At 43.5% G+C, this 23614-nt stretch carries 32 protein-coding genes and 1 pseudogene; 28 read left to right on the top strand and 5 right to left on the bottom strand.

What is annotated here, in order from left to right:
- The 23 genes and pseudogenes from rpsC (at position 1) to GVX98_RS09305 (ending at position 12758) form a co-directional block, all read left to right on the top strand.
- Positions 1-817, top strand: a pseudogene (gene rpsC / locus GVX98_RS09415) (30S ribosomal protein S3).
- The gene (gene rplP, locus GVX98_RS09410; protein ID WP_004691317.1) at positions 757-1170 is read left to right on the top strand and encodes a 50S ribosomal protein L16; all 414 of its coding nucleotides are present in this window, start codon (positions 757-759) and stop codon (positions 1168-1170) included. Before rpsC ends, rplP begins: the two are co-directional and overlap by 61 nt.
- On the top strand, positions 1170-1367 hold the full coding sequence (gene rpmC / locus GVX98_RS09405; RefSeq protein WP_004650482.1) for a 50S ribosomal protein L29: 198 nt from the start codon (positions 1170-1172) through the stop codon (positions 1365-1367). Before rplP ends, rpmC begins: the two co-directional genes overlap by 1 nt.
- A complete protein-coding gene (gene rpsQ / locus GVX98_RS09400; RefSeq protein ID WP_004691314.1) occupies positions 1364-1621 on the top strand; it encodes a 30S ribosomal protein S17 in 258 nt (85 codons plus the stop codon). The genes rpmC and rpsQ overlap by 4 nt, the downstream gene beginning before the upstream one ends.
- Before the next feature lie 92 nt (positions 1622-1713).
- On the top strand, positions 1714-2082 hold the full coding sequence (gene rplN, locus GVX98_RS09395; protein WP_004657680.1) for a 50S ribosomal protein L14: 369 nt from the start codon (positions 1714-1716) through the stop codon (positions 2080-2082).
- 9 nt (positions 2083-2091) lie between these two features.
- The gene (gene rplX, locus GVX98_RS09390; protein ID WP_004691313.1) at positions 2092-2409 is read left to right on the top strand and encodes a 50S ribosomal protein L24; all 318 of its coding nucleotides are present in this window, start codon (positions 2092-2094) and stop codon (positions 2407-2409) included.
- A gap of 15 nt (positions 2410-2424) precedes the next feature.
- Positions 2425-2961, top strand: a complete 537-nt coding sequence (rplE, locus tag GVX98_RS09385; protein ID WP_004691311.1) for a 50S ribosomal protein L5 — start codon at positions 2425-2427, stop codon at positions 2959-2961.
- Positions 2962-2970: 9 nt separating this feature from the next.
- A complete protein-coding gene (gene rpsN / locus GVX98_RS09380) occupies positions 2971-3276 on the top strand; it encodes a 30S ribosomal protein S14 (RefSeq protein ID WP_004691309.1) in 306 nt (101 codons plus the stop codon).
- Positions 3277-3288: 12 nt separating this feature from the next.
- Positions 3289-3684 carry a 30S ribosomal protein S8 gene (rpsH, locus tag GVX98_RS09375; RefSeq protein ID WP_004691308.1) on the top strand — a complete coding sequence of 132 codons (396 nt, stop codon included), beginning with the start codon at positions 3289-3291 and terminating at the stop codon, positions 3682-3684.
- A 13-nt stretch (positions 3685-3697) separates the two neighbouring features.
- The gene (rplF, locus tag GVX98_RS09370; RefSeq protein WP_004691306.1) at positions 3698-4231 is read left to right on the top strand and encodes a 50S ribosomal protein L6; all 534 of its coding nucleotides are present in this window, start codon (positions 3698-3700) and stop codon (positions 4229-4231) included.
- A 14-nt stretch (positions 4232-4245) separates the two neighbouring features.
- Positions 4246-4596 carry a 50S ribosomal protein L18 gene (rplR, locus tag GVX98_RS09365; RefSeq protein WP_004650473.1) on the top strand — a complete coding sequence of 117 codons (351 nt, stop codon included), beginning with the start codon at positions 4246-4248 and terminating at the stop codon, positions 4594-4596.
- Positions 4597-4598: 2 nt separating this feature from the next.
- A complete protein-coding gene (rpsE, locus tag GVX98_RS09360) occupies positions 4599-5096 on the top strand; it encodes a 30S ribosomal protein S5 (RefSeq protein ID WP_004691304.1) in 498 nt (165 codons plus the stop codon).
- 6 nt (positions 5097-5102) lie between these two features.
- A complete protein-coding gene (gene rpmD, locus GVX98_RS09355) occupies positions 5103-5279 on the top strand; it encodes a 50S ribosomal protein L30 (RefSeq protein ID WP_004691302.1) in 177 nt (58 codons plus the stop codon).
- Between the two features lie 3 nt (positions 5280-5282).
- Positions 5283-5723, top strand: coding sequence for a 50S ribosomal protein L15 (rplO, locus tag GVX98_RS09350; RefSeq protein ID WP_004691300.1), 441 nt, complete (start codon positions 5283-5285; stop codon positions 5721-5723).
- Positions 5724-5768: 45 nt separating this feature from the next.
- Positions 5769-7088, top strand: a complete 1320-nt coding sequence (gene secY, locus GVX98_RS09345; protein ID WP_171054269.1) for a preprotein translocase subunit SecY — start codon at positions 5769-5771, stop codon at positions 7086-7088.
- Positions 7089-7107: 19 nt separating this feature from the next.
- Positions 7108-7224: a 50S ribosomal protein L36 gene (gene rpmJ, locus GVX98_RS09340; RefSeq protein ID WP_000867907.1), complete on the top strand. Its 117-nt coding sequence runs from the start codon at positions 7108-7110 to the stop codon at positions 7222-7224.
- Positions 7225-7331: 107 nt separating this feature from the next.
- Positions 7332-7688: a 30S ribosomal protein S13 gene (gene rpsM, locus GVX98_RS09335; protein ID WP_004691296.1), complete on the top strand. Its 357-nt coding sequence runs from the start codon at positions 7332-7334 to the stop codon at positions 7686-7688.
- 19 nt (positions 7689-7707) lie between these two features.
- A complete protein-coding gene (gene rpsK / locus GVX98_RS09330) occupies positions 7708-8094 on the top strand; it encodes a 30S ribosomal protein S11 (RefSeq protein WP_001040166.1) in 387 nt (128 codons plus the stop codon).
- A 12-nt stretch (positions 8095-8106) separates the two neighbouring features.
- Entirely contained in the window at positions 8107-8733 is a 627-nt protein-coding gene (rpsD, locus tag GVX98_RS09325; protein ID WP_159127881.1) for a 30S ribosomal protein S4, read from the top strand.
- A gap of 16 nt (positions 8734-8749) precedes the next feature.
- Positions 8750-9757, top strand: coding sequence for a DNA-directed RNA polymerase subunit alpha (gene rpoA, locus GVX98_RS09320; RefSeq protein WP_004691292.1), 1008 nt, complete (start codon positions 8750-8752; stop codon positions 9755-9757).
- 18 nt (positions 9758-9775) lie between these two features.
- Positions 9776-10141 carry a 50S ribosomal protein L17 gene (gene rplQ, locus GVX98_RS09315; protein ID WP_004691290.1) on the top strand — a complete coding sequence of 122 codons (366 nt, stop codon included), beginning with the start codon at positions 9776-9778 and terminating at the stop codon, positions 10139-10141.
- A 195-nt stretch (positions 10142-10336) separates the two neighbouring features.
- Complete coding sequence (locus tag GVX98_RS09310; RefSeq protein WP_159127880.1) at positions 10337-11827, top strand: NAD(P)/FAD-dependent oxidoreductase; 1491 nt, start codon at positions 10337-10339, stop codon at positions 11825-11827.
- Positions 11828-11966: 139 nt separating this feature from the next.
- The gene (locus GVX98_RS09305; protein WP_159127879.1) at positions 11967-12758 is read left to right on the top strand and encodes an alpha/beta fold hydrolase; all 792 of its coding nucleotides are present in this window, start codon (positions 11967-11969) and stop codon (positions 12756-12758) included.
- Positions 12759-12793: 35 nt separating this feature from the next.
- On the opposite strand, the gene GVX98_RS09300 is transcribed toward GVX98_RS09305, so the two are convergent.
- Positions 12794-13966: an acyl-CoA dehydrogenase family protein gene (locus GVX98_RS09300; protein ID WP_159127878.1), complete on the bottom strand. Its 1173-nt coding sequence runs from the start codon at positions 13964-13966 to the stop codon at positions 12794-12796.
- Positions 13967-14158: 192 nt separating this feature from the next.
- On the opposite strand from GVX98_RS09300, the gene GVX98_RS09295 reads away from it, so the two are divergent.
- The 5 genes from GVX98_RS09295 (at position 14159) to GVX98_RS09275 (ending at position 19475) form a co-directional block, all read left to right on the top strand.
- On the top strand, positions 14159-14416 hold the full coding sequence (locus tag GVX98_RS09295) for a succinate dehydrogenase assembly factor 2 (RefSeq protein ID WP_004977895.1): 258 nt from the start codon (positions 14159-14161) through the stop codon (positions 14414-14416).
- Between the two features lie 5 nt (positions 14417-14421).
- Positions 14422-14808: a protein YgfX gene (locus tag GVX98_RS09290; RefSeq protein WP_078426173.1), complete on the top strand. Its 387-nt coding sequence runs from the start codon at positions 14422-14424 to the stop codon at positions 14806-14808.
- Positions 14809-15328: 520 nt separating this feature from the next.
- Positions 15329-16366 (top strand): hypothetical protein, encoded by a 1038-nt coding sequence (locus GVX98_RS09285; RefSeq protein WP_159127877.1) that lies wholly within the window; start codon positions 15329-15331, stop codon positions 16364-16366.
- Between the two features lie 71 nt (positions 16367-16437).
- On the top strand, positions 16438-17010 hold the full coding sequence (gene rrtA, locus GVX98_RS09280; RefSeq protein WP_004977887.1) for a rhombosortase: 573 nt from the start codon (positions 16438-16440) through the stop codon (positions 17008-17010).
- Positions 17011-17192: 182 nt separating this feature from the next.
- Positions 17193-19475, top strand: coding sequence for a TRAP transporter large permease subunit (locus GVX98_RS09275; RefSeq protein WP_159127876.1), 2283 nt, complete (start codon positions 17193-17195; stop codon positions 19473-19475).
- Between the two features lie 424 nt (positions 19476-19899).
- Here the strand turns inward: GVX98_RS09275 and GVX98_RS09270 are convergent, their stop codons facing one another.
- Genes GVX98_RS09270 through GVX98_RS09255 form a run of 4 tightly spaced genes read right to left on the bottom strand, consistent with a single transcriptional unit; the run spans position 19900 to position 23572 of the window.
- Positions 19900-20319, bottom strand: coding sequence for a hypothetical protein (locus GVX98_RS09270; RefSeq protein WP_004977884.1), 420 nt, complete (start codon positions 20317-20319; stop codon positions 19900-19902).
- A gap of 5 nt (positions 20320-20324) precedes the next feature.
- Positions 20325-20543, bottom strand: coding sequence for a YheV family putative zinc ribbon protein (locus tag GVX98_RS09265; protein ID WP_171065374.1), 219 nt, complete (start codon positions 20541-20543; stop codon positions 20325-20327).
- A gap of 52 nt (positions 20544-20595) precedes the next feature.
- Entirely contained in the window at positions 20596-22638 is a 2043-nt protein-coding gene (locus GVX98_RS09260; RefSeq protein ID WP_171065373.1) for a M3 family metallopeptidase, read from the bottom strand.
- Between the two features lie 52 nt (positions 22639-22690).
- On the bottom strand, positions 22691-23572 hold the full coding sequence (locus GVX98_RS09255) for a VanW family protein (protein WP_159127875.1): 882 nt from the start codon (positions 23570-23572) through the stop codon (positions 22691-22693).
- Positions 23573-23614 lie beyond the last annotated feature (42 nt).

Below are 23614 nucleotides of genomic sequence, written 5' to 3'. Positions count from 1 at the left end.
ATGGGTCAGAAGGTTCATCCAATCGGTATCCGCCTTGGTGTTGTAAAACGTCATAACGCCAACTGGTATGCGAGTCCGAAACAATACGCTGAATACTTGCTTAAAGATCTTCAAGTTCGTGAGTTTTTAACTAAAAAACTTAAGAATGCAATGATCAGCAATATTCTTATCGAACGTCCTACGGGCGCTGCTAAAGTAACTATTAGCACTGCACGTCCTGGTATCGTTATCGGTAAAAAAGGCGAAGACATTGAAAAATTACAGCGTGAACTTACTCAAATTATGGGTATTCCAGCGCAAGTAAGTATCAATGAAATCGATCGCCCAGACTTAGACGCTCGTTTAGTTGCTGAAGCTATCGCTTCTCAATTAGAAAAACGTGTAATGTTCCGTCGTGCTATGAAGCGTGCGGTTCAAAACACAATGCGTGCTGGTGCTAAAGGTATCAAAGTTGAAGTATCAGGCCGTTTAGGTGGTGCTGAGATTGCTCGTACTGAGTGGTATCGTGAAGGTCGCGTACCTTTGCATACACTTCGTGCAGACATCGATTATTCAACTATGCGTGCTGAAACGACTTACGGTACGATTGGTGTTAAAGTTTGGATCTTCCGTGGTGAGATCTTGGGTGGCATGAAACAAGTCATGAACCCAGCTCCAGCTGAAGAACGTCCAGCTAAACGCGGTCGTGGTCGTGGTGAAGGTCAAGAGCGTCGTGGTCGTCGCAATGATCGTTCTGCTGAAAAAGGAGAATAATCCATGTTACAACCTAAACGTACTAAATTCCGTAAAGTGCAGAAAGGCCGTAACACTGGTCTAGCTCACCGCGGTAGCTCGGTATCTTTTGGTACAATCGCACTTAAATCTGTTGAGCGTGGTCAAATGACTGCTCGTCAAATTGAAGCAGCGCGTCGTACAATCAGCCGTCGTATTAAACGTGGTGGTAAGATCTTTATCCGTGTTTTCCCAGACAAGCCGATTACTTCTAAGCCTCTTGAAGTGCGTATGGGTAAAGGTAAAGGTTCTGTGGAGTACTGGGTTTGTCAAATCAAACCAGGTAAAGTCTTGTACGAAATTGATGGTGTTAACGAAGAATTGGCTCGCGAAGCGTTTACGCTTGCAGCTGCTAAACTTCCGTTTAAAACCACTATCGTGACTCGGACGGTAATGTAATGAAAACTAAAGATCTACGTGAAAAGTCGGTAGAAGAGTTGACAGCTTTGCTTGATGAGCAACAGCTTAACCAATTCCGTCTTCGTATGGCAAAAGCAACTGGTCAATTGGGTAAATCGCACGAAGTTGCACTTACTCGTAAGACAATTGCTCGTATTAAGACACTCCTTACCGAAAAACAGGGGAACGGACAATGAGTGAACAAACAGTTCGCACGTTAACCGGCAAAGTAGTAAGCGACAAAATGGACAAGTCTATTGTTGTACTTATCGAACGCCGCGTTCAACACCCGTTGTATGGCAAATCAATCCGCCGTTCAACTAAATTACATGCTCACGATGAGAACAACACAGCTAAAACTGGCGACGTTGTGACTATCAAAGAAAGCCGCCCAATTTCTAAAACTAAGTCTTGGACTCTAGTTGAAGTTGTTGAAGCTGCTGCTGAGTAATTAGACGTATCTGTTGCATCATCGGTTAATTTCGAGTACTCTTTGAGCCTTTCGAAATTGTGACCGGTGATGCTCGGTTTTGGAGTAGGGCAATGATTCAAACCGAAAGTATGCTAGACGTAGCAGACAATAGTGGTGCTCGCCGCGTACAATGTATTAAAGTACTTGGTGGTTCACACCGTCGTTATGCTTCTGTTGGCGACATTATTAAAGTTACTGTAAAAGAAGCTATTCCACGCGCACGTGTTAAAAAAGGTGACGTGATGAATGCTGTTGTAGTTCGTACAAAATTCGGTATCCGTCGTCCAGACGGTTCAGTGATTCGTTTCGACGATAACGCTGCTGTTATTTTGAACAACAACAAAGCGCCGATTGCAACTCGTATTTTCGGACCAGTGACTCGTGAACTTCGTACTGAACAGTTCATGAAAATTATTTCACTGGCTCCTGAAGTTCTATAAGAGGCAATCATGGCTAAGATTAAAAAAGGCGATCAAGTTATTGTGATCGCAGGTAAAGAAAAAGGCAAACAGGGTACTGTTCTGTCTGTTTCAAATGACCGTGTTATGGTTGAAGGCCTTAACTTGGTTAAGAAGCATCAAAAGCCGAACCGTGCAACAGGTGCTGAAGGCGCTGTAGTTACACAAGAAGCTTCGCTTCATATCTCTAACGTGGCAATTTTTAATGCTACAACCCAAAAGGCTGACCGTGTTGGTTACCAAGTGACTGAAGGCGTGAAAACTCGCGTTTACAAGTCAAATGGTGAATCAGTGGCGGTAGCGAAGTAATAGGTTGAAAAGGCAATGGCCAGACTTAAAACGCGTTACAACGACGAACTTAAGGCTCAATTACAAGAGACTTTAGCCGTTAAAAATGTGATGGATATTCCTCGCATTACTAAAATCACGATCAACATGGGTGTTGGCGCAGCTGCTGCTGACAAAAAACTCCTTGATGGTGCTCTTGCTGATATGCAAGCTATCGCTGGTCAAAAACCAGTTCTTACGTTAGCTCGCAAATCAATCGCTGGTTTCAAAATCCGTGATGGTTGGCCGATTGGTTGTAAAGTTACTTTACGCGGCGAACGCATGTACGAATTCTTAGACCGTCTAATCTCGATTGCGATCCCTCGTATCCGTGACTTCCGTGGTTTCTCTGCGAAATCATTTGACGGTCGTGGCAACTACTCAATGGGTCTTAAGGAACAAATCATGTTCCCTGAAATCGATTTTGATAAGATTGATCGTATTCGTGGTATGGATATTACCATCACTACGACTGCTCGCACCGATGACGAAGGCCGTGCGCTTATGCGTGCATTCGGCTTCCCGTTCAAATAAGAGGTCGATATGGCTAAGAAAAGTATGATTAATCGCGAATTGAAACGCGAAGCTACTGTTGCTAAATACGCTGCAAAACGTGCTGAATTAAAAGCTGTTATTGCAAACGTAAATGCTAGCGACGAAGAGCGTTTCGAAGCGATGATGAAATTCCAAGCATTACCACGTAATGCGTCTCCAGTACGTTTACGTAACCGTTGTGGTTTAACTGGTCGTCCTCATGGTTACTTCCGTAAGTTCGGTTTAAGCCGTAACAAATTACGCGATACAGTAATGCAAGGTGATGTACCGGGCGTTGTTAAGGCAAGCTGGTAAGGAGCGCTATAGATGAGTATGCAAGATACCGTTGCCGACATGTTAACTCGTGTTCGTAACGCGCAAATGGCAAAGAAACAAACCGTTTCTATGCCTAACTCTAAGTTGAAGGTTGCTATTGCAAACGTTCTTCAACAAGAAGGTTACATTTCAAACGTAGAAGTTGCGGATGCTGAAGGCAAAGCAACTCTTACTTTGACTTTAAAGTATTTCGAAGGCAAACCAGTTATCGAAACTGTGAAACGCGTAAGCCGTCCAGGTTTACGTCAGTATCGCGGTAAAGATGCACTTCCGAGCGTTAAGCAAGGTTTAGGTATTGCAATTGTTTCTACAAGTAAAGGCATCATGACTGATCGCGCTGCACGTGCTGCAGGTATCGGTGGTGAAGTTATTGCTTTTGTTTCTTAATAGGTGATTCCTCATGTCTCGTGTGGCTAAAGCCCCAGTAACTGTACCTAACGGTGTAACAGTTACTCAGAACGGCCGGCAGGTCGAAGTGAAAGGTAGCAAAGGTACTTTGTCTTTCACCCTGCATGCGCTGGTCGAGCTTAAACAGGAAGACGGTATTTTAGCGATTGCTCCAAAAGCTGAGTCGAAAGACGCTTGGATGCAAGCTGGTACTGCTCGCGCTGTGCTTAACAACCTTGTAAAAGGTGTGAGCGAAGGCTTCGAACGTAAGTTACAACTTATCGGTGTTGGTTATAAAGCTGCGGTTAAAGGTAACATTGTTAACCTTAACCTTGGTTTCTCTCACCCGATCGACTATACGCTTCCTGAAGGTGTAACTGCTGAAACTCCTACAGCAACTGAAATTGTTCTTAAATCTGCTGATAAAGCACGTTTAGGCCAGGTTGCTGCAGATATCCGTGGTTACCGTCCACCAGAGCCTTATAAAGGTAAAGGTGTTCGTTATTCTGACGAAGTTGTACTTCGTAAAGAAGCTAAGAAGAAATAAGGCGCGAGGTTCTTATGAACGAAAAGAAACAATCCCGTTTGCGTCGTGCGAAAAGCACACGCTTGCACATCCGTGCGTTGGGTGCGACTCGTTTGTGTGTAAACCGCACTCCGCGTCACATCTACGCTCAAGTTATTTCAGCAGATGGTGGCAAAGTTTTAGCGCAAGCTTCAACTTTAGATGCTACTTTACGTGCTGGCACAACTGGTAACGTTGAAGCAGCTACTAAAGTAGGTGCTTTAATCGCAGAACGCGCTAAAGCAGCTGGTGTTACTAAAGTTGCATTTGACCGTTCTGGTTTCAAATATCATGGTCGTATCAAAGCCTTGGCTGATGCTGCTCGTGAAAACGGCTTGGAGTTCTAATCATGGCTAAAGTTGAACAAAACGAAGGTCTTGTTGAAAAGCTGGTTGCCGTTGATCGTGTAGCCAAAGTTGTTAAGGGTGGTCGTATCTTCTCTTTCACAGCATTGACTGTGGTTGGTGATGGTAATGGTCGTGTAGGTTTTGGTCGTGGTAAAGCACGTGAAGTTCCAGCTGCTATTTCTAAAGCACTTGAAGCTGCTCGTCGCAACATGATTACTGTTGACCTTGTTAACGGTACTGTACAGCACCCTATTAACGCGCGTCACGGTGCAAGCCGTGTTTACATGCAGCCTGCTTCTGAAGGTACTGGTGTAATCGCTGGTGGTGCTATGCGTGCAGTTTTAGAAGCTGTAGGCGTACGTAACGTATTAACAAAATGTTATGGTTCTACTAACGCTGCAAACGTAGTAAACGCGACTTTTAACGGTCTGCGTGATATGACTTCTCCTGAGAAGGTTGCTGCGAAACGTGGTCTTACAGTAGAACAAATTCAAGGGTAATCAATCATGAAAACGATTAAAGTTACCCAGACTAAATCTTCTGCGCATCGCTTGAAAAATCACAAGCTTAGCCTACAAGGTTTAGGTCTGCGTCGTATTGGTCATACTGTAGAAGTGCAAGATACGCCTTCTAACCGTGGTATGATCAACCAAGTCTACTATATGGTTAGTGTAGAGGAATAAGCCATGACTCTGCGTTTAAATGAGCTTGCACCTGCTGAAGGTGCAAAACGTGAAAATCGTCGTCTAGGCCGTGGTATCGGTTCTGGTGTTGGTAAGACTGGTGGCCGTGGTGTCAAAGGTCAGAATTCACGTAAGAGCGGTGGTACTCGTCCAGGCTTTGAAGGCGGTCAAACTGCGTTATATCGTCGTTTACCTAAATTCGGTTTCACTAGCCAAATCGCTTTGAAAACTGCTGAAGTACGTTTATCTGAGCTTACTAAAGTGGAAGGCGACATCGTTAGCCTAGAAACTTTAAAAGCTGCAAACGTTGTACGTAAAGATATGTTACGTGCTCGTATCGTACTTTCTGGTGAAATTACTCGTGCATTCACTGTTCAAGGTGTTGCTGTGACTAAAGGCGCTAAAGCTGCTGTTGAAGCTGCTGGCGGTAAAGTCGAGGAGTAATCGCTAGTGTCTATGTCTCCTAGTTCTTCAGGTCATGTCAATATGATGAAAGGCCAGCCATTTCATGTGAAATACCGTGAAATTATTCGCCGCATGATGTTTCTCATCGGTGCATTATTGGTTTTTCGACTAGGAGCACATATTCCAGTACCAGGCATTAATAATGCCGCACTTGAAAATCTTTTTAATGCAAACCAAGGCACGATCCTTGGTTTGTTTAACATGTTTTCAGGTGGTGCATTAGAGCGTATGTCCATTCTTGCTCTTGGGATTATGCCGTACATTTCTGCATCGATTATCGTGCAGTTAATGTCTACAGTTATTCCTTCGCTGGAAGCTTTAAAGAAAGAAGGCGAACAAGGCAAGCGTAAGATTAATCAATATACGCGACAGGGTACATTGTTCCTTGCACTCGTGCAGGCAATTGGGATGTGTGCTGGTCTGATCAGTCAAGGGATTACCTTAACTGCAGGTCTGGCTTTCTACGTACCAGCTGTAACCTCTTTGGTTGCAGGTACAATGTTCTTGATGTGGTTAGGTGAGCAAATTACCGAACGTGGGGTGGGCAATGGTATTTCCATGATCATCTTCGCCGGTATTGTTGCAGGTTTGCCGAATTTAATTCTGCAATCAATATCATCAGTAGATAATGGTCAAACCAGTCTAATCGGCTTGGTAATTTTTGGCGTGTTGTCTCTGGCTGTATTAGCTGCAATTGTGTTTATTGAGAAGGCGCAACGTCGTATTCCAGTAAACTATGCTCAAAAACAACAAGGACGTCGTGTATTTACTGCACAACAGTCACATTTGCCATTAAAAATTAATATGGCGGGTGTGATCCCTGCGATTTTCGCAAGTTCATTGCTTTTGTTCCCTGCGAGCTTAGGGCAATGGGTGGGTAGTGCAGATCCGAATGCGGGTATTATCAAACGTAGTTTGCAAGATTTGGCATTGGTGCTTTCGCCTGGTCAGCCGTTGTATTTGGTGCTCTTTGGTGCGTTAATTATCTTTTTCTGTTACTTTTATACAGCGCTTGTATTTAGCCCGAAAGAAGTATCGGAAAACTTGAAACGCAGCGGGGCTTATGTACCTGGTATTCGTCCAGGTGAGCAAACTGCTCGTTACTTAGATCATATTCTTAACCGTTTGACATTTATTGGCGCGATTTATATCACCATCATTTGCTTAATGCCGATGATTTTACAAAGCTCATTTGGTATTCCATTCTCTTTAGGTGGTACCTCTTTGCTTATTGTTGTGGTGGTAGTGATGGACTTTATGGCTCAGCTGCAAGCACATCTCACCTCGCATCAGTACGATAATCAAACGTTAATGAGAAAAACGACTGCTCATCCTAAGGGATAAGCGCACTTGAGGTTTCATCATGAAAGTACAAGCTTCTGTAAAGAAAATTTGTGGTAGCTGTAAAGTTATCCGTCGTAATGGGGTTATTCGCGTAATTTGTAGCGCAGAACCTCGTCATAAGCAGCGTCAAGGTTAATCTGATCAAGACCTGTTGATTTCAGTAGGCTAATTAGGTTATTATCCGCCCCTCAAGATTTTTGTGGGGCGGTTGATTGTCTTAACTGCCTTTTTGGAGAAAATTGAATGGCTCGTATTGCCGGTGTAAACATTCCGGATAACAAGCATGCTGTTATCTCTCTAACGTACATCTTTGGTGTAGGTCGCCACACTGCTAAGAATATCTTGGCTGCTGTTGGTATCGCGCCGACTACAAAGATCCGTGAATTAGATGACGCTCAGCTTGATGCGATTCGTGCAGAAGTTGCTAAGGTTCCGACCGAAGGTGATTTACGTCGCGAAATTTCCATGAACATTAAACGTTTAATGGATTTAGGCTGCTACCGCGGTCTTCGTCATCGTCGCAGCTTGCCTGTCCGTGGACAACGCACCAAAACTAACGCACGTACCCGTAAAGGTCCGCGCAAACCTATTAAGAAATAAGATTTCTGGAAGCTAAAAGATGGCTAAAGATACTCGCACACGCAAGAAGGTCACTCGTACCGTCTCTGAAGGTGTTGCACACATTCACGCTTCTTTTAATAACACCATTGTGACTATTACCGATCGTCAAGGTAATGCACTGGCTTGGGCTACCTCTGGTGGACAAGGCTTCCGTGGATCACGTAAATCAACTCCGTTTGCTGCTCAGGTAGCTGCTGAAGTTGCTGGTAAAGCTGCTTTAGACTACGGTTTGAAAAACTTGGACGTCCTTGTAAAAGGTCCTGGTCCTGGTCGTGAATCTGCGGTTCGTGCTTTAGGTGCAGTGGGTTATAAAATTAACAGCATTACCGATGTGACGCCAATCCCGCACAACGGTTGCCGTCCACCTAAAAAACGTCGCGTGTAAGGAGAAACATTCATGGCTCGTTATATTGGTCCAAAATGCAAACTCTCTCGCCGCGAAGGGACAGACCTGCAATTAAAATCTGGCGTTAAACCATTTGACGTCAAAACTAAAAAAGCTGCTAAAGCTCCTGGCCAACATGGCGGAGCGCGTGGTGGCAAACAATCTGAGTACTCACTACAATTACGTGAAAAACAAAAAGTACGTCGTATGTACGGTGTTTTAGAGCGTCAATTTAGTAATTACTATAAAGAAGCTGCTCGTGTGAAAGGCGCAACTGGTGAAAACTTGTTGAAACTGCTTGAAAGCCGTCTTGATAACGTCGTTTATCGCATGGGTTTTGGTTCTACACGTGCAGAAGCTCGTCAGCTTGTATCTCACCGCTCGATCACTTTGAATGGCCGTCGTGTTAACATCGCGTCTATCCAAGTTAAAGCTGGTGATGTAATTGCTGTGCATGAAGGTGCTAAACAACAATTGCGTATCAAAAACGCAGTTGAATTAGCTGCACAACGTGGCATTCCTTCTTGGATGGAAATTGACCATTCTAAGTTTGAAGGTACGTTTAAAGCTGCACCAGATCGTTCAGATTTACCTGCTGAAATCAACGAAAGCTTGATTGTAGAATTGTATTCTAAATAATCCTTGAGGTAGCAATATGACGCGTACTGCAAATGAGTTTCTAACTCCGCAAGCGATCAAGGTCGAAGCGGTTAGCGGGACCTCGGCAAAAGTTATTCTAGAACCCTTAGAGCGTGGCTTTGGTCATACTCTGGGCAATGCTTTACGTCGCATCCTTCTTTCTTCTTTACCTGGCGCTGCTGTGGTTGAAGTTGAGATTGAAGGTGTCGAGCACGAGTACAGTACTTTGGAAGGCTTGCAGCAGGACATCGTCGAGCTCTTGCTGAACCTAAAAGGATTGTCTATTAAGCTGTTCGATCAAAATGAAGCTTATTTGACATTAGAGAAACAAGGTCCTGGCGACGTAACTGCCGCTGACCTTCGTTTACCTCATAATGTTGAAGTGGTTAACCCTGAACATTTGATCGGTACTTTAAGTGCTTCAGGCTCATTAAAAATGCGCTTGAAAGTTTCTCAAGGTCGTGGTTATGAAACTTCTGACTCGCGTTTCCCAGAAGGCGAAACTCGCCCTGTAGGTCGCTTACAGTTAGATGCTTCTTATAGCCCAATCAAACGTGTGTCTTACACAGTGGAAAACGCTCGTGTAGAACAACGTACAGACCTTGATAAATTGGTCATTGATCTTGAGACCAACGGTACAGTTGATCCTGAAGAAGCGATCCGCAAAGCGGCAACAATCTTGCAACAACAAATTGCAATTTTTGTTGACCTTCAGAAAGATCAAGCTCCTGTTGCTCAAGAACCTCGTGAAGAAGTTGATCCGATTTTGCTTCGTCCAGTAGATGATCTAGAGCTTACTGTTCGTTCTGCTAACTGTTTGAAAGCAGAAAACATTTACTACATTGGTGATCTTGTACAGCGCACTGAGGTTGAGTTACTCAAAACTCCTAACCTTGGTAAAAAATCGCTTACTGAGATCAAAGATGTTCTGGCTTCAAAAGGCTTACAACTCGGCATGCGTTTAGAGAACTGGCCACCAGCTAGTCTCCGTATGGACGATCGTTTCGCCTATCGTAGCCGTTAATTAAGTAGGACTATCACCATGCGTCATCGTAATAGTGGTGTGAAATTAGGCCGTACAAGCAGCCATCGTAAAGCGATGTTTCAAAACATGGCTAACTCTTTGTTTGAGCACGAGTTGATCAAAACAACTGTGCCTAAAGCAAAAGAGTTACGTCGTGTAGCTGAGCCTTTAATCACTTTAGCTAAAAACGATACTGTTGCAAACCGTCGCTTAGCGTTTGCTCGTACTCGTTCAGCAGCAACTGTTGGTAAATTATTTACCGTTCTTGGCCCTCGTTACAAAGAACGTAACGGCGGTTATCTACGTGTTCTTAAAGCGGGCTTCCGTGCAGGTGATGCTGCGCCGATGGCTTACGTTGAACTAGTAGATCGCGAAGTTAAATAATTTCGTAGAATTATTCAGTTGTTCTTAGAAAAAGACCAGTGTTTCACTGGTCTTTTTTTATGGGTTTTTGTTCGACAATCTTTGTATTTTGGCCTGTAGTGACATATTTTACGACAGATCTGCTTAAACTTGACATTGTGTATTGTCAGTTTTATGGTTTAATAAGAACAGAATATAAGACAGGATAAAAACAACATGGATAAGCACGTCGATCTGCTCATTGTAGGTGCAGGTATTTCAGGCATTGGCCTTGCGGCACATTTAACCAAGCATTGTCCACAACGTTCGTTTGAAATTATTGAACGTCGTGACAGCTTTGGTGGAACATGGGATTTGTTTAAATACCCAGGTATTCGTTCTGATTCAGATATGTCGACCTTTGGTTTTAATTTTAAACCGTGGCAACAAGCCAGCGTTTTGGCAGATGGTTCTTCGATTAAGGGCTATTTGGCGGAAGTCATTGATGAACAGAAACTCAAAGAAAAAATTCATTTTAAGCATCGCGTACTCAGCGCCAATTATGATTCTGCTCAGAAAAAGTGGCAGGTAGTGATTGAGAATGCAAAAGGCAAAAAAGAAAACTGGATTGCAAATTTTGTGTTTGGCTGTACAGGCTATTATAACTACGACCAAGGCTACCAACCTGATTTTCCAAATAAAGACGTATTTAAAGGCGAGTTTGTAAATCCACAGTTTTGGCCTGAAAAATTAGATTATACAGGTAAAAAAGTCGTCATTATTGGTAGTGGTGCGACAGCGATTACACTGGTGCCTGCGATGGCCAAAGGTGGGGCTGCGCATGTCACTATGCTACAACGCTCTCCAACCTATATTGCTTCGGTACCATCGATCGATTTTGTATATGACAAAATGCGTAAAGTGTTGCCGGAAGATGTGGCGTATAAACTGACTCGTGCACGTAATATTGGAATGCAACGCGGGATTTACGCACTCGCGCAGAAACAACCGAAATTGTTACGCCGACTGCTGCTCCAGTCGATTAAAATGCAGCTCAAAGGTAAAGTGGACATGAAACACTTCACCCCTGAATATAATCCTTGGGACCAACGTTTATGTGTGGTGCCAGACGGTGATTTATTTAAAATTCTTCGTTCAGGCCAAGCCAGTGTTGAGACAGATCAGATTGAGCACTTTACTGAAACGGGTCTCCAATTAAAGTCTGGTCAGCATTTAGAGGCCGATATTGTCGTCTCAGCCACTGGTCTAGAAATTCAAATCTTGGGTGGTATACAAGCGACCATTGACGGTAAACCGTTAGATACCTCTAAACATATGTTGTATCAGGGCGTGATGGTCAGTGATGTACCGAATATGGCGATGATTATTGGCTATATTAATGCGTCATGGACCTTGAAAGTGGATATTGCAGCTGAATATATTTGCCGCTTACTCAACTATATGGATCAAAAGCAGTGGGCTGAAGTGATCCCGAAAGGGGATGCGACAGAGCTAATGGATGATACGGTCATGGGCAGTTTAAGCTCGGGTTATATTGCACGTGCTGCAAATGTGATGCCAAAACAGGGTAAACATGCGCCATGGAAAGTCAGCAATAATTATCTTGCGGATCGTAAGACATTAAAAAGTGCTTCTTTTGAGGATGGAGTACTGAAATTTGCTAAACGTGATGCAGCATTGGATCAAAAACCTAAACTGGTGTCTTAGACTGAATGGTTGATTTTAAAAAGGAGCGTAACGCTCCTTTTTTATGGAAATGACTTTAGGGTGTTCTGTTTTTACTTTCTTAAACGGTAGGACTGGTGGATGATTTTAAAAACTTAAAAGATAAAGAATAGGGAATATTTTGAATATCTTAGAACAAAGTTACCAAGTCCCATCTGCATCGAATATGATTCATGCCAAAAAATGGCACACTGATGCAGCAGATCATGCTTTAGCTCCGATTATTTTAATGCACGATTCATTGGGTTGTGTGGCTTTGTGGCGGGATTTTCCTGCCCGACTGGCACAAGTGACCGCGCGCGTGGTCTATGCCTATGATCGATTGGGTTTTGGTTTATCTGATGCGAGTACACAGCCCTTGGCACATAGTTTTGTCATCACTGAAGCAGAACAGACCTTTAAAGCTGTATTGGATTATTTTTCGATCCAGGATTTTGTCATCCTCGGGCATAGCGTGGGTGGGGGGATGTCTGTTGCGATTGCTGCGGCTTATCCAGAGCGTTGCCAAGGATTAATTTCAATCTCTGCACAGTATGCGGTTGAAGCACTGACACTGAAGGGGATAAGTGAAGCAAAAATTGGCTTTCAACAAGCGGGACAAATGGAGCGTTTGGAGAGGTATCACCCAGAAAAGGCGCAGTGGGTGCTTGATGCATGGACTGAAACATGGCTATCGCCCGCTTTTCAAGATTGGAATTTGGCCAGAGTGATTGATGGTGTGTGTTGTCCAACGTTGGTTATTCATGGTGAACTGGATGAATATGGCAGTACTGCACAACCTCAGCAGATTTTTGAAGGGGTGTCTGGACAGGCTGAGCTGCACATTTTAGAAGGTCTACATCATATGCCACATAAAGAGCAGCCAGAGTTGGTGGTTGCCTTGATTGCGGAGTTTCATCAAGTACATTGTTAAAAGTAAAAGCCCATCGAAAGAGGGGCTTTTTGATCTTAGAGTGAACGGGAAATTAACTCTTTCATAATTTCATTGGTTCCTGCATAAATGCGATTGGCACGATTATCTAGATAAGCTCGTGCAATCGGATATTCCAGCATATAACCATAGCCGCCATGCAGTTGTAGACATTCATCGACAACTTTAGAAAACATCTCAGAAATTTTATATTTGGCAGCCGCTGCGGCATCAATGCCGAGACTCTCTTCCAGTTGCAATTGCATACAACGGTCGAGGTAAGCGCGGCAAAAATCGATTTCTGTACGTAACTCTGCCAGTTTAAAACGGGTATTTTGAAAGCTTGAAACTGTTTTTCCAAAAGCTTTACGTTCTTTGGTGTACTGAACAGTATGCGCCAGTGCTGCTTCAGCACCCGCTTGGCAGATAATGGCCACCAACATGCGCTCCCAAGCCAGTTCTTTCATCAGCATCATAAAGCCCATGCCTTCCATACCCAGCAAATTTTCTTTGGGGACTCGGACATGATCAAAAAACAATTCGCAGGTATCTTGTCCTTTCATTCCAATTTTATTGAGGGGTTTACCTTTACTGAACCCTGCACGATCAGCTTCAACGATGATTAATGAGAGATTAGCTGAACCTTTTTCACTGTCGCCCGTCTTACAGACCACAATCGCCATATCACAGAGATAGCCGTTGGTAATGAAGATTTTGGAGCCATTGATAATATAGTCATCCCCGTCTAAAACAGCTGTTGTTCGTACCGCTTGCAAGTCTGAGCCTGTGCCAGGTTCAGTCATCGCAATGGCTGTGACGGTTTCACCCGAAGCCATCCGTGTTAACCAATAGTGTTTTTGTACTTCACTGCCAAAGTTATTGATATAGTTCGCGACAATGTCCGAGTGTAGTGAAAATCCAGTTGAGGAATCCATGGCATAGGCTTGCTCCTCGATCAAAATCATACTGTACAAACGGTCTACACCCGAGCCACCATAAGCTTCAGGCATGGTGGCACACAGTAGTCCCATGGCGCCTGCTTTATTCCATAGTTCACGATCGACATGCTGCTGTTGTTCATATTTTTCAATATTTGGAACAACTTCTTTGGCATAAAACTTTCGCACAGTTTCTCGAAATGCCTCATGTTCAGCATTAAATAAGTTGCGCGGCAGCATATTGTTTAACGGGCGAATTGCGCCTGATTGCATGGAAGCTCATCCTGATGTTGTTATTTTGCTAAGAGAGTAGTGAAAAGCAGGACATGCGACAATGGACTGAATGCTCAAATCTATTTGATTTTTTGATGAGTTTTGCCAGTTGTTAAAATTGCGACATTTAACTAGTGGCGAGGGAGGTGTGATCGGTTAAACTAAGCCGTTTCAATTAATTTGGGGAATGTAATGACTGAAGAAATGAGCTTGGAAGAACGTAAAGTAATCTACCGTGCACGTCGTGGTTTAAAAGAAATTGATGTGTACTTTGACCCTTATGTGAAAAATTATTATCTTCAGGCGGATCCTGCGGAAAAGGCCATGTTTGCGGCCTTGGTTGAACAAGAAGATCCAGATTTGCTGGATTGGTTTATGGAAGTCTCTGAGCCGCCACGCCCTGAAATGAAAACCTTGATTCAAAAATTAAAGCATTATGTACACGGATAAGTGCAATGGAACATCGTCATTTTCAACTTAAACCCAGCCGCCTGGCTTATGTGTTTCAGTTGTCGATTTATGCCGTTCTGATGCTGGTCTTGTATCAGCTACTTCCTTTAGGAGTGTGGCTGATCGCTTTGGTTGCAGGCTTTGTGCTGTATTTGTTTTTTCTACGTGGGCCGCAACATTTTCAGCTTCAGCATTTAGATGGCCGTGATTGGTCTTTGTCACTTCAGAAACAAACCAATGTGCAACGAGTGCAAATCAGCCATATTGTTGATCATCGTGCTTATATTGTGATTTATTTTCAACACTTTAGAGCTAAACCGATGTTGGTTTGGTGTGATCAGTTACCCATCACGCAATGGAAAGCCCTGAAAATACTCACTAAAATGCAATAATTGTTGGACAATTTTAATTCGCATTATTTATTTAAGTGATTGAAAAATAATAAATATAACCGTATCGCATTTTACTTTGTCTGACATATCTGAAGAAACTGATGTGCTTTTTAAGATTGTCAGACAACTTTCCTGCAGTTTTTTGATCTTAAAATGTACATTCAAATCACCAACAGCAAACAAGGAAAATCGTATGATGATCCCAACTTGGATGTTTCTAGTGGTAGCAATTGTGTTAGCGATTGTTATAGGACGATTAGGAACTGTGCTGAAGGAACGATTTGCACCAAACAAAGCCTAGCTAGGCTTCACAGTTGATAAGTAGCATGTGCCGAACCGTCGCTATGCTACTTTTTTTTGCCTAAAAAAAAGTTGAGGCGTCATTTTAGTCAATTTTCCGCTTTTTATTTCATGGCAGAGTAGTGGTCTGATTTAGAGTAAATACTCTTTTCTTCGGAAAATGCTTCTGCTATGTTTGTCAGCATGGACACATACAATTATACAAATAGAGGACAGGAAAATGTCGCAAGTCCAAAAAATAGGCCAAGGTGTGGCTGTTGTAGCGCTTACAAGTTTATTATTTTCGGGTTGTTCACAAGTGGTTAAAACAGGCGCCAATGCTGCGCTCGGGTTTAGTGAAAAACATATTGTGCCGCCTATTTTAGCCATGGAAGATGCTGAGATGGTGTGTAACTCAGGCAATGCTTTGACTCCTGCAATTATGTCGACCAAAGACATGGGGGCAGATCCAACGCGTGTTGCAGTTTTACTTTATTCAGCATCGGGTATTTGTGCGGAAAATCAGGCACTTGAGGCTGAGTTACGTTATTTGCGTGCCTCGAAAGCAGGCAATGTCTCTGAAGCACAGGATGCTCGAATTGAACAAAAGCGTTGGGCGGCGACTGCAGCACAACGTCAATATACTGGCTATCAACTTTTTCAAAACCGCTGGGAAAAGAAATATAAGAAACCATTGGGTGAAGGCTGCCCAAAAATGAACAGCGATTTGGATCAAACTGTATATATGCTGGGGATGTTGAGTGGGTTACAAGCCATGACCAATGATATTAACTCAGGTGGTGCAGTCAATGTTCCTAAAGACATTGCGGCTATTGTTGAACGTGGGATGGTGTGTCTAGACAATGAAAAGTTTTGGGGTGCGCCGAATGCAACACGTGCGGTGATTTGGACCTTATTGCCAGGTGCGGGTGAAGGTAAACCTGATCCATATCAGACCTTGAAACAATCGATGCAAATTGGAGAGCAAAAAGGGGTTCGTTTATCTCATGCAATGTATGCTATAGCGGCTCAAGCCAGTGGGGACGATGCCAAGATTCGTGATGCATTGAAAAGTTATGCGGCCTCTTATAGCGATGAAAAACAGAGCAATCCACAATTTAAACTGATTGATAGTATGGCCTCGAGTATGGTTCAGGGTATTTCGGATCGTTATTGGACTGAACATACCGGGACACGAACTGGGGATGGTGGTATGGCGCACTTCTGGGATGAAAAAGAAGACCGTTCTGAGCTAGATGAGTTGTTTAGTGAAAGTTAACCAATTTTAAACTGAGCCGAAGCGCAGAAAAAATAACAATAAATAAATGAGCAACACGATAAGGACATGTGATGCATGATCAATTTCTGAATCGAAAAATCATTTTGATTGCGTTTGTCGTGTCGATCTCGGCATGCCTACAGATTTTTAAAGATCAATTTATTTATTGGCGAGTGGATATTTTTCCTGAAATTTGGCGCTTGTGGACAGCGCACTGGGTGCATGTGGGATGGATTCATTTTGCACTCAATATGCTGGCTTTTATGTGCTTGCCTTTTATTTTTCCACGTGCGCGCGTCTGGCATTTTGTGGCGTTATTGCTGATTTTACCGCCGTTGATTAGTCTGAGTTTTTATTATTTTCTGGCGGATATTGAAGCCTATGCTGGTCTGTCAGGGGTGCTGCATGGGATGTTCACTGCCATAGCCATTGTCCATTTGCTATACCGTAAAGAACGGATGTTTGCGAGTTTGGTGCTGTTTCTCATTTTAGGCAAACTGATTTGGGAAAATACCTTTGGCGAGAGTGCTACGGCTGAACTGATCGGTAGCCCTGTTTTGGTCGAAGCGCATTTGTTGGGCGTGATCTGGGGGATTGTGATTGCAGCTTTATATTTAATTGGGGTGAATCTATTTGATGAATAGAGGATTGACCTAAATTCTAAAAAGAAAATCTAGATTGTCATATTCAAAAATATAAATTTGATGAAAAAATAAACAAAACAAAAATCTAAAGGCATAGAGAAAGGACAAGCTCGAGCCGACTAAAACGACAGGTTCTACGGTGTATTGCGCCGAATAGAACTGTAATAAAAATAGGAAACAACATGCAGAATCATGGACAGCGCAGATCAGGACTCGATCTGCTGAAGTATATATGGACCGAGTGGATTTCTACTTTTTTCATTCTGATTTTACTGTTACTTACGCTGTTAATTGGTACAGGTGAAATGATCCATGGCCAATTGCTACGTATGGGTGAGCGCTTATATGGCGATCCAGCCACGGGTATGCAGTACTCTTTTTTAAGGGCAGAGCCAGCCAAGCCAGAGTGTAATCGTCAGCCGAATGTGGATGCTTTGGTCAAGACTCAAATGCAAGCCAACGCTGCAGATGAGTTCGCAGACTTTTTTGGTACGGCTTCGGAGGCTGATGTGCGTGCGTCCATTTTGGCAGGTGTGCAGCAGTGTGAAGAAAAGTATCAGTTTTATGATAAAGCCATGCAACATATGGAGGCACATCCAAGTATCCGTGCCTATCGTAATTTTGAAACCACTTTTTTTGGTATTTTTAAGTTTGGAACAGAAAATCGCGCCATTCTATTAATTTTTATGGTGGTTTTAGCTGCGATTAGTGCCACCTTAAAAATCCATCATATTGGTTTGCGTGGCCCTGCAACCAAGCTGGATTATCGAGTTTATAGCCTACTGATGACACTGGGTAATGGTTTATTGACTTACTCGAGTATCAGCCAATTTAACTCAGTCAAAGACTCGGGTGTACCGATGAATGGCGAAACCCAGCTGATTTATTGGCTGTGGATGATTCTGTTTTCGGTACTTACCTTGATAAGTGTGTGGCAGCTGTTTAGCCCACCGAAAGAGGCCAAAGCCGGCGGGCGTCTAGGCTTTGCTTTCCTGAGTGTGCCTCTGTATGCCTACATGGCGGTGATTACGGGTGTGGCGTTTATCTTCTTCATGGACTACCCCATGGGGCAAGGGATTTACTTGGGACAGCTGGTTGAATTCTCCAGTATTTTCCTGAATTTAGCCCTATTTATTTGGGCGGGTATGTTGTTGAAACAAACTCGTGTCGTGGATCTGTTCTTAAATATTTTGCGTCCATGGAATTTGGCGCCTGAAACTTTAACTTGGTTGATTTTAATCGCTGCGGCTTTACCGACCGCATATACCGGTGCATCGGGGATCTTTGTGATTGCAGCAGGGGCGATTATTTATAAAGAAGTCTGGAATGCAGGTGGACGTCGTCAGTTTGCTTTGGCTGCAACGGCAATGTCGGGTTCGCTGGGTGTAGTTTTGCGTCCATGCTTATTGATTGTCGTGGTGGCATCCTTAAACAAAGAAGTCACGACGGACCTGCTTTATCAATATGGTGTTTACACGTTCTTACTGACCTCAACACTGTTTTTAGTAGTTTCACTCTTCTTTGCAGAGAGTAAATTCCGCATCGCGGCACCGAGTTTGGCCGCACCGAAATCAGGGCGCGCATTCCTAGCAGTTGTGCCTTATATCGTGATTTTTGTCCTCACGTGGATGTTCTATAAATTCTTATTAGACACTGACCTAAATGAATTTACTGCACCCGTGATGATGCCTGTGATTTTATTGATGATCGTGTTGTTTGATAAATTACGTCATCAGCCTGCGCCTTTGCCTGCTGTGGGGCATTGGGATGAGACACTCAGCGCAAATTATAACTCGGGTGGTGAACCTGTATTGGCAGGGGCTCAAGTTGCCCATGCAGAATACCGTGAAGGGCTACATGGTAATGCCGCAGATGATGGACAAGTGGTGAATCATGGGGTGGTTCAATCTAGTTCCATGGACGTGTTACGCCAAGTCGGTTTTTGGAAGTCGATGCATATCTCGACCAGTGAAACCGTTGGACACATTGGTGCTTTGGTCATTTTAATGGCGCTGTCGGTGAGCGTGGGCGGATTGCTTGAACGTACGGAGGTGATGAGTTTCTTCCCAACTGATATTAGCAGTACGTTCTTGGTCATTACTCTGATTTTGGGGTTGATGGTCTTTGTTGGGATGATTATGGATCCGTTTGGCGCCGTGATCTTGATTTCTGCGACGGTTGCACCTGTGGCCTATCAATATGGTATTCATCCTGTCCATTTTTGGATGATCACCTTGATTGGCTTTGAGTTGGGCTATGTGACACCACCTGTGGCCCTTAATCATCTTTTAGCAAGACAATCCATTGGTGATGCCGAGGTGAATGAGGCCGATGAGGAAGTGCGTCATTTATCTTTCTATTATCGTTATGAACGTTGGATTTTACCTTTGATCGTGTTGTTCCCAGCGATGCTGATCATTGCTTATGTTCCATACTTCTTTAAGTTATTTGGCTGGTATCACTAAGTTGTGAACTTGAGTTAGACCATAAAAAAAGCATCTTCGGATGCTTTTTTATGTTTTGGAGTTATTGGAGATACTTCTGAAGAAAATAGCTCTTTTTTAGGATTTACCAACGTAAATTGCCACTGATATCAAAACAAAGTACAACGATATTGCTAAGCGGCCTATCTTAGAAAATCAGCCCTCACTTAGGCTCAATGATAAGACCCAATCGGCAAATAAACTCCTTCTAAAAGATATCCTTGGCATGAGCTAGGGGCTGTGATGTATAGCGACTAGAGACTTTATTGGTGAAGGTAGTTCAAATGAGATGATGAGTTATGTAATGGCTTAGTGCTGATTGAAAGGATGGGTGAAGCAGCTAGGCAAAAAAAGACGTTAGCGTATCAGTCGATAGGCTAACGTCTTTAAAAAGAATAACTGTATTTTACTGAGCAGCCAATTGTGCTTCTAACAGTTTAATTTGTTCTTCTTTGAGTTTTACGAGTTCATCAGCATCTTTGTGCTGTGCTTGCAAGCTTTTTTCCTGTTCCTTCAACTGGCTTTGAATATCGTCCAGTTTCGCCACTTCTTCTTTAGCAAGTGAGGCATTTTCAGGTACAGGTGCTTTTAAAATATCTTCTTCGACCAATTTAATGGTGTTGTCAGCCATGGAGGTCGAAGCTGCTTTTTCAGCTTCTGGAAGCGCCTTCACGGTCGGTTGAATCAACTCCGCTTGGTGCACCGGTGTTGCAGACTCTTGTGCAGCAAACAACCATTGATAAAGTGCAAAAAACGCAATGATTGCGACTAAACCTGCTGTAATACCCCAGAGTAATTTAGGGTTGTTGTGTTGTACGGACGACATTCGATTCAACCTTTATTCTTTGATTGACGTGGTTTAAATTGAATGACCCCAACCTCGTCAGGGATAGCAGGGATCTGAGGCTCGTCTACATGAGTTGGACGATTCTCAGAATAACCACAGTCGATACATTCAATCCATTCATCGTCATTCGAGGTAAGCATAACAACTCGATCCATCGCCTGACATTTAGGACATTTTGCACCTGCAATGAAACGACGTTTAATAGTCATTAGACTTACCTTCTGAACAATTTAGGCGCCTAGTTTACTCACTTTTTTAGCGGTTCGTCCAACCTTGATGACGAAGTAAAGCATCTATTTTTGGCTCGCGTCCACGGAAATTGATAAATGCATCAAGCGCTGTATCTTTTCCGCCAACTGCTAGAATAAACTGGCGAAATTCTTTTCCAGTGGCAGTATTAAAAATCCCTTCATTTTCGAAACGATCGAAGGCATCACTGGCCAAAACTTCCGCCCATTTATAAGAATAATAACCTGCTGCATAGCCGCCTGCGAAAATATGGCTGAAGCTATGTTGGAATCGGTTATAAGGAGTAGTCTCTAAAACAGCGTATTGTGCACGGATGTCATTTAAGGTGGCTTGGATCTGATCTGCTTTCAAAGCAGGGGCTGCTTTATGAATGCTGAGATCGAACAGGGCAAACTCAATTTGACGTAAACTTTGCATGCCAGATTGGAAGAAACGCGCGTCCAGCAAGGCTTTGAGTAGACTTTCTGGTAAGGTTTCTTGGGTGTCAACATGTGCACTGAGCAGGTCTAAGCTTTCGGTATCCCATGCCCAAAACTCCATGAATTGGCTTGGCAACTCTACAGCATCCCATGCCACGCCGTGTGTCCCCGCAACTGCAATATTGTCAACTTCTGTCAACATATGATGTAAACCATGTCCAAATTCATGGAACAAGGTAATCACTTCATCATGTGTCAGTAGTGCTGCTTGATCTCCCACAGGTGGCGTAAAGTTACACACCATATAGCAAATCGGTTTTTGTAGGCCTTGCGTTGTTTGGGTGCGAGAGCGGAAACCACTCATCCATGCACCACCACGTTTGCCCTGACGCGCATAGAGGTCAAAGTAGAATCCACCGACCACTGCGCCTTGATCTTCGAGTTCAAAATAGCGTGCATCTGAGTGCCAAACTGGGGCTTCACGCTCCACAATTTGAATTCCATAAAGACGGTTCACAATGCTAAATAAGCCCTGCAAAATCTTAGGTGCAGGGAAGTAGGGCTTGAGTGCTTCTTGAGATAAATTGAACTGTTGGACTTTCAATTTTTCCGAATAATACGTGCTGTCCCACGGTTTTAAATCATCAATGCCATCTTCAGCGGCAATGGCTTTCAGCTCCGCCACTTCTTTGAGCGCAGGGGCACGTGAATGTTCAGCCAAATCACGTAAGAACTGATCTACGGTGGCTACATTTGGCGCCATTTTGCTGGCCAATGAAAGCTCGGCATAATTATTGAAACCTAACAGTGCAGCCATTTCCTGACGTAGGCTTAAGATTTCTTCCATCACCGCGGTGTTATCAAACTCAGCATGTTCAGACTGATCTGATGCACGTGTGGTATAGGCACGATACAGCTCTTCACGTAAAGGACGGTTTTCCGCGTAGGTCATAATCGCCAAATATGACGGGAAGTCTAAAGTGGCAACGGGTTGATCCAGTTCGCGCTGCTGACCATATTGTTTTAATAGCTCTACACTGCTTTGGGGTAATCCTGCCAGTTCGTGGTCCGCTAAAGGTTTGAAATAGGCTTGTGTAGCATCAAGAACATGGTTGGAAAAGTCGGACGATAGTTGTGATAAGCGTGCCGAGATTTCTGCATAACGTTTTTTGGCTTCACCTTCTAAAGCCACCCCAGACAGTTTGAAGTCGCGCAGTGCAAGTTTAATCGCACTTTGTTGGGCTTCAGGCAGGTGATCAAATTGTGCAGCATCATGAATGTGTTGATAGGTTTGATACAGCGCTGTGTGTTGACCTAACTCGGTATAGTATTCACTTAAGCTTGGTAATAGTGACTGGTATACCTCACGAGTTTCAGCATTGTTCATCACCGCATTGAGGTGGGACAGTACGCCCCATGCTTCACTCATATTATTTTCTAAATGATCGACTTGTTCTAAGACCGCAAGCTGTGCCTGAATCGATTCAGGGACTTCGCTCAGGTCTTTTAAAAAACTTTGACCCTGTTGAATGGCTTGTTCGATCTGTTGTTGGAGTTGTACTAAGGTGATTTGATCAAACTGTGGAACAGGCAAGGTTACTTTTTCTAATGTCATGCGTTTAAGCCAAATTAAAAGTTCAGTTATCACTAGATGTAAGGGTGATGCACTGGGAAATCAAGTTTTAATTGGTTTTGATGTTTTGCGCCGCTTGAAATTCAGCCCATGAAGGGTAGTGCTGATCAATGCGTGAGGGCTGATAAAGCACTTTGGCAAAGTTACGGGTCATACATTCAGTTGCTAAGATTTCACCGCTTTTATATTTTTCTTTGCGGTGTCGCCAAATTTCGTTTTGTCGGTAGTAGTCCGTCCCGATTTTTAGGAAGGCATGCTGTTGTTCAAACACGTGATAGACATAGCCTAAATCGACTGAGCAACGCAGTTCACCTTCTAGGCATTTCTCACTAAACCACAGCCGAAGTTGAAAGCTATGCGGGGTGGGGTTGTAAAATTGATAATCAATATAGTTATAAAAAATTGCAGCGCCACTACCAAATGGAAGTACACGACCATGATCTGGAAAAGGGTCAAAGGAGTGCTGTGAACGCTGTACCACTTGCAATGGGCTATGCAAGACAAGCCAGTGAATGAGATTGGCAATTTGGCAAATACCGCCGCCAATACCACCGCGTGCTTGACCAAAGCTGAGTTCCATTCCCTCAACATAGCCTTTTTGAGTTGTTGGTTGTCCTACCAACTGACAAAAAGAAAAAGTCTGTTGTGGGTGGATTAAAATCCCAGAAATACACGGACTGGCAATTTTGAGATTGATGACTTTATTGTGTTGCCAGTGCTGATCGATGTCGCCTAATTTACGAAACAGAACGGACTGATGCTTTTTGACGCGAAAAGCCAAAGGAGCGTTAGAAAATGAATGTGCGTAGTCTTTCCCATCTGTTTTCCATTGCCAATAGCGCATCATACGTCGGCTACGCGTGGCCATGAAGTAAAGCAAGGGATGATATTGGCTGATGGGTTTGCTTAAAAATAAACGCAAAAAATTCATGTTGGCCCTATGAAAAAAGGTGCTAGGACACATTAAGCCCTA

The organism is Acinetobacter sp. 8I-beige (assembly GCF_902505955.1).
GTDB classification, from domain to species: Bacteria; Pseudomonadota; Gammaproteobacteria; order Pseudomonadales; family Moraxellaceae; genus Acinetobacter; species Acinetobacter johnsonii.
This window is presented reverse-complemented; position numbering and strand designations above follow the sequence as displayed.